This window comes from Streptomyces apricus, from assembly GCF_008369065.1.
GTDB classification, from domain to species: Bacteria; Actinomycetota; Actinomycetes; order Streptomycetales; family Streptomycetaceae; genus Streptomyces; species Streptomyces apricus.
The window spans coordinates 946,814-951,980 of sequence record NZ_VDFC01000046.1 but is presented as its reverse complement, the minus strand read 5'-3'; the positions used below and the strand labels follow the sequence as shown (position 1 = coordinate 951,980).

4 protein-coding genes are annotated in these 5,167 nt (G+C 72.6%); 1 reads left to right on the top strand and 3 read right to left on the bottom strand.

Going from position 1 to position 5,167, the window contains the following annotated elements; all coding sequences use genetic code 11:
• Positions 1-65 precede the first annotated feature (65 nt).
• Positions 66-728 carry a class I SAM-dependent methyltransferase gene (locus tag FGF04_RS24420; RefSeq protein WP_149513411.1) on the bottom strand — a complete coding sequence of 221 codons (663 nt, stop codon included), beginning with the start codon at positions 726-728 and terminating at the stop codon, positions 66-68.
• A 229-nt stretch (positions 729-957) separates the two neighbouring features.
• On the bottom strand, positions 958-2,724 hold the full coding sequence (locus FGF04_RS24415) for an MFS transporter (protein WP_149513410.1): 1,767 nt from the start codon (positions 2,722-2,724) through the stop codon (positions 958-960).
• 262 nt (positions 2,725-2,986) lie between these two features.
• Here FGF04_RS24415 and FGF04_RS24410 point away from each other — a divergent pair, with 262 nt between their 5' ends.
• A complete protein-coding gene (locus FGF04_RS24410) occupies positions 2,987-4,492 on the top strand; it encodes an MFS transporter (RefSeq protein WP_149513409.1) in 1,506 nt (501 codons plus the stop codon).
• Positions 4,493-4,510: 18 nt separating this feature from the next.
• Here the strand turns inward: FGF04_RS24410 and FGF04_RS24405 are convergent, their stop codons facing one another.
• Positions 4,511-5,143, bottom strand: coding sequence for a response regulator transcription factor (locus FGF04_RS24405; protein WP_149513819.1), 633 nt, complete (start codon positions 5,141-5,143; stop codon positions 4,511-4,513).
• Between the last annotated feature and the right edge of the window lie 24 nt (positions 5,144-5,167).

Sequence of the window (5,167 nt, the reverse complement as noted above, 5' to 3'; positions counted from 1 at the left end):
ACGTATGACACGGCCAACACCTTACGGGTCGGCCCGGCCGGACGCGGTGAAGGAGGGGCGCCGGGTCAGCAGCCCTGACCCGTACGCCGCAGCACGCGCAGCGAGTCGGTCGCGGAGACCTCGGTGAAGGCGCCGGACTCCAGCGCCCGGAGGTAGACGCGGTACGGCGCCTGCCCGGTGAACTCGTCCACCGGGTCCGGGAACACGTCGTGGATGAGCAGCAGCCCGCCCTCGGCGACGTGGGGCGCCCAGCCCTCGTAGTCCCCGCTCGCGTGCTCGTCGGTGTGGCCGCCGTCGATGAAGACGAGGCCGAGGGGGGAGTTCCAGAAGGCGGCGACCTGCGGCGACCGCCCGACCACGGCGACCACGTGGTCCTCCAGACCGGCCCGGTGGAGCGTGCGGCGGAAGGTCGGAAGGGTGTCCATGAGCCCCAGCTCCGGGTCGACCGTGGCCGGGTCGTGGTACTCCCACCCCGGCTGCTGCTCCTCGCTGCCCCGGTGGTGGTCGACGGTGACGGCGGTGACCCCGGCTCCCCGCGCCGCGTCGGCCAGCAGGACGGTGGACCGGCCGCAGTAGGTACCGACCTCCAGCAGCGGCAGCCCCAGCCGCCCCGCCTCGACGGCGGCCTCGTACAGGGCGAGCCCTTCCCCGACGGGCATGAACCCCTTGGCCGCTTCGAAGACGGCCAGGACGGCGGGTTCGGGTGCGGGTGCGGGTGCCGGGGGCATGGGGGTCCTCCAGGTCGTACGGGTTCTTGCAGGGGAGGGGGTGCGGGTGTGGAGGTGGGTGCGGGTGAGTGAGGGCTGGCCGCGCAGTTCCCCGCGCCCCTAGATACCTAGGGGCGCGGGGAACTGCGCAATCTTTTCGCTTTTAAGGGGCGCGGGGAACTGCGCGATCAGCCACGACGCGGCCGCACCCGACGACGCACCCGCATCCCCCGCCCCCCCAAAGAACTGGCTACGCCAATACCTCCGCGCCGGGCACCGCAAGGTCCACCTCAAGCACCCGCACCCCACCGGGATGACTCGCCCCGGACGCAAGCGGCCCGTACCCATCCGCCGCCGTGACGGCCAGCACATACGCCCCCTCACCCGGCACGGCCAGTGCATACGCACCGTCCGCGGACGACAGCGTCGCCCCCGCCTGCCGCCCCCGCCGGTCGATCAGCGTCACCTTGGCCCGGGCGACGGGAACACCGTCGGCGCTCAGCACCCGCCCACGGAACCCGGCCCGGTCGGCGGGGCCGCCCGCGGAGCCGGCGGCAGCCACAGGCGCGTCCTCGCTGGACGCCACCAGATGAGGCTTCGCCGTGGCAGCGGCCGCCCGCCGGCCCGGCAGGAACGCCGCGAACACCAGCCCCGCCAGCACCGCCCCGGTGGCGATCAGGAACGACACCCGGAACCCGTGCATCGTGGGCACGGCCACCCCGCCCACCTGGTCCGCCGTGTTCGCCAGGACCATGCCGATCACCGCGCTGGACACGGACGTGCCGATCGAGCGCATCAGCGTGTTGAGCCCGTTGGCCGCCCCGGTCTCGGACGCCGGTACGGCACCGATGATCAGCGCGGGCAGCGAGGAGTACGCGAGACCGATGCCCGCGCCCAGGACCACCGCGATGACGACGGTCTGCCAGGCGGCGCTCATCAGGCCGAGCCCGGCGCCGTACCCGATCGCGATGACCAGCAGGCCGATCATCAGGGTGACCTTGGGGCCGTACTTGGCGGACAGCCGGGCGTACACCGGCGCCGTGAACATCATCGTCAGACCGAGCGGCGCCACGCACAGACCCGCCACGACCATGGACTGGCCGAGCCCGTACCCGGTCGACGCGGGCAGCTGCAGCAGCTGCGGCAGGACCAGGGAGACGGCGTAGAAGGCGACACCGACCATGATCGAGGCGAGGTTGGTGAAGAGCACCGCGGGCCGGGCCGTGGTGCGCAGGTCGACCAGCGGCGCCTTGATCCGCAGCTCCATCGCGCCCCACAGCAGGAGCACGACCGCCGCGGCGCCGAACAGGCCGAGGGTCGTGCCGGACGTCCAGCCCCAGTCGCTGCCCTTGGTGATCGGCAGGAGGAAGAGGACCAGACCGGCGGAGAGGCCGAGGGCACCCGCGTAGTCGAAGGTGCCGGCGGCGCGCATCGGGGACTCGGGCACGAAGAGCAGGGTGAGCACGATGGAGAGGACGCCGAGACCCGCCGAGGCGAAGAACAGCGCGTGCCAGTCGGCGTGCTGCGCCACCAGCGCCGCGACCGGCAGGGCCAGCCCGCCGCCGACGCCGATCGAGGAGCTCATCAGGGCCATCGCCGAGCCGAGCTTCTCCAGTGGCAGCTCGTCGCGCATCAGGCCGATGCCGAGCGGGATGGCGCCCATCGCGAAGCCCTGCAGCGCACGGCCGACGATCATCACGAGCAGTTCGCTGGTGAACCCGGCGATCAGCGAGCCCACCACCATCACGGCGAGGCTGGAGATCAGCATGCGCCGCTTGCCGTAGAGGTCGCCGAGGCGGCCCATGATCGGCGTGGCGACGGCGCCCGCGAGCAGGGTGGAGGTCATGACCCAGGTGGCGTTGCCGGGGGAGGTGCCCAGCAGCTCCGGCAGGTCCTTGATGACCGGCACGAGGAGGGTCTGCATCACCGCGACGACGATGCCCGCGAAGGCCAGTACCGGAACGATTCCGCCTCCGCCGGGCCTTCGGGTGTGCGGGTCCGTCACTGTCCGGGTCATGCGTGCGGCCTCCAGAGGCGGGAGAGGGGTAGGTGCAGGGTGAACCCCGTGCGCCCAGGCAACTATTCCGTTGCTTCGAGCCGCTAACGATTTCTTGACCTTCTCATTACGTCCGGCGTACGTCGGGCGTACGTCCGGCGTTCGATCAGGTCCCGGACCCGGGCCTGGCCTCGGGTCCGGGACCGGGCCTGAGGTTCTAGGTCCCATGACCGACGCCCGTGCGGTGAAAGGAGGATGTACGGGGCAGCGGGCCCCTGCGACCATGACCCCTATGCCCACGCTCAGAGCCGCCGAAGAGATACCCCTGTCCCGCTCCCGCCGTCCCGCGCCGCCCACCTGGCTGGTGGTCGCCCTGGCCTGCGCGGGCCAGTTCCTCGTCGTGCTCGACGTGTCCGTCGTCAACGTGGCGCTGCCGTCGATGCGTTCCGACCTCGGGCTGAGCGCCCCCGGCCTCCAGTGGGTCGTCAACGCGTACACGATCGCCTTCGCCGGTTTCATGCTGCTCGGCGGCCGGGCCGGCGACCTCTACGGGCGCAAGCTGATGTTCCTGGTCGGGCTGGCGCTGTTCACCCTGGCCTCCCTGGCGGGCGGGCTCGCGCAGGCCGAGTGGCAGCTGCTGGCCGCGCGGGCCGTGCAGGGACTCGGCGCGGCCGTGCTCGCCCCCTCGACGCTGACGATCCTGACGTCGGCCGTGCCGGAGGGCGCCCCGCGTGCGCGCGCCATCGCGACCTGGACCGCGGTCGGCGGGGGCGGCGGCGCGGCGGGCGGACTCGTCGGCGGACTCCTGGTCGACGGCCTGAACTGGCGGTGGGTCCTGCTCATCAACGTCCCGATCGGCGCCCTGGTGCTGGCCGGCGCCCTCTTCTGGCTCACCGAGGGCCGGGCCGGCGGCGGGCGGCGGCCCGACCTGCCCGGTGCCGTACTGGTGACGGCGGGGCTCGCGACCCTCGCGTACGGGATCGTGCAGACCGAGGCCGAGGGGTGGGCGTCCGCCGCGACCCTGGTCCCGCTGGCGGGCGGGGCCGCGCTGATCGGGCTGTTCCTGCTCGTCGAGGCGCGCGCGAAGGCGCCGCTGATGCCGCTGGGACTGTTCCGGCTGCGGTCCGTGTCGTCGGCGAACGTCGCGATGTTCCTGTGCGGTTCGGCGATGTTCTGCATGTGGTTCTTCATGACGCTGTACGCGCAGAACGTGCTCGGCTACACGCCCCTGGAGGCCGGACTGGCGCTGGTGCCCAGCTCGCTCGCGGTGATCCTGGGTTCGAAGGCCGCGCCCAGGATCATGCCGGTGCTCGGGGCGCGCAACGTCGCGGTGACCGGGGCCTTGGTGGCGGCGGCCGGGTTCGGGTGGCAGTCCACGATGAGCGCGGACGGGGCGTACGTCACCACGATCATGCTGCCCGGCGTCCTGATGATGCTCGGCGCGGGGCTCTCCGCGACACCGCTCGCCGCCGTCGCCACGTCGGGGGCGCGGCCGGAGGACGCGGGGCTGGTGTCCGGGCTGGTCAACACCTCGCGGACGATGGGCGGTTCGCTGGGGCTGTCGGTGATGGCGACGATCGCGGCGGCGCGCAGCGGGGGTGAGGCCTCGGCGGAGGCGCTCACGGCGGGGTACGCGCTGGTGTTCCGCACGGGGTGTCTCGTGCTGCTCGGTGGGGCGGTGCTGATGCGGGTCTGGCTGCCGGGTGGCTCCGCCGGGCCGCGGGAAAAAGATTGCGCAGTTCCCCGCGCCCCTAAAGGCAAAAGACTGCGCCGTTCCCCGCGCCCCTGAGAGCGAAAGGCGGTTGGTCTACAGCCAGCCCTGGTGGCGGGCCTCTCTCATTGCCTCCATGCGGTTTCTGGTGGATGTCTTGCCGATGGCGGAGGAGAGGTAGTTGCGGACCGTCGATTCTGAGAGGTGGAGCTTGGTGGCGATGTCGGCGACGGTCGCGCCGTCCGCCGAGGCCTTCAGGACGTCGCACTCGCGGGCGGTGAGCGGATTGGGGCCTGCGCCCAGCGCGGCCGCCGCGAGCGCCGGGTCGATGACGGTCTCCCCGGTCAGCACCCGGCGGATCGCCCGGGCCAGCTCCTCCACGGGCCCGTCCTTGACCAGGAACCCGGCGGCGCCCGCCTCCATGGCCCGCCGCAGGTAGCCGGGGCGGCCGAAGGTGGTCAGGATCAGCACCCGGCAGTCGGGCGTCTCGTCCCGCAGCAGCGCGGCGGCGTCCAGTCCGCTGATCCCGGGCAGCTCGATGTCCAGCAGCGCCACGTCGGGCCGCGACTCCAGGGCCGCCCCCACGATGGCGTCCCCCGTCCCGACCTGCGCCACCACCTCGATGTCGGCCTCCATCCCCAGGAGCAGGGCGAGCGCGCCCCGCATCATCCCCTGGTCCTCGGCGAGGAGCACCCTGATGGACTTGCCGACCCGATGTTCCCGCGGCATCTCGTTCACCCCCCAACCCTAGGC